The sequence below is a fragment of the Erwinia sp. PME.40.26/001 genome, from assembly GCF_055556675.1.
Map to the genome: position 1 here is coordinate 1 of NZ_JBVHNP010000309.1, position 253 is coordinate 253.

1 protein-coding gene is annotated in these 253 nt (G+C 74.3%); it reads right to left on the reverse strand.

Going from position 1 to position 253, the window contains the following annotated elements:
* Positions 1–253: hypothetical protein (locus ACZ3HG_RS24315; RefSeq protein WP_465335036.1), on the reverse strand; the 253-nt coding region annotated here is incomplete at both ends.

Genomic DNA, 253 nt, shown 5'->3' on the forward strand with positions numbered 1-253 from the left:
GCGGTAGCGCGGCGAGGTCAGAGCCACGAGACGTGCGGCGACGGCCTGTTCGTGGGAGCGGCGGAACCCCGCGACGTCACCGGCGATCGTGCCGAGCGCGAGGCGCAGCCCGGGAACGGTCTGCACGAGCGCCGCGGTGTCGGCGAGCGACTGCTCCGTGAGGATCGGCGAACCGATCCATGCCCACGCCGTGGAGCGGTCGACCGCGGTGACCAACGGGGGTACGGGCGAGCGCAGCGCTCCGCCGATCCGG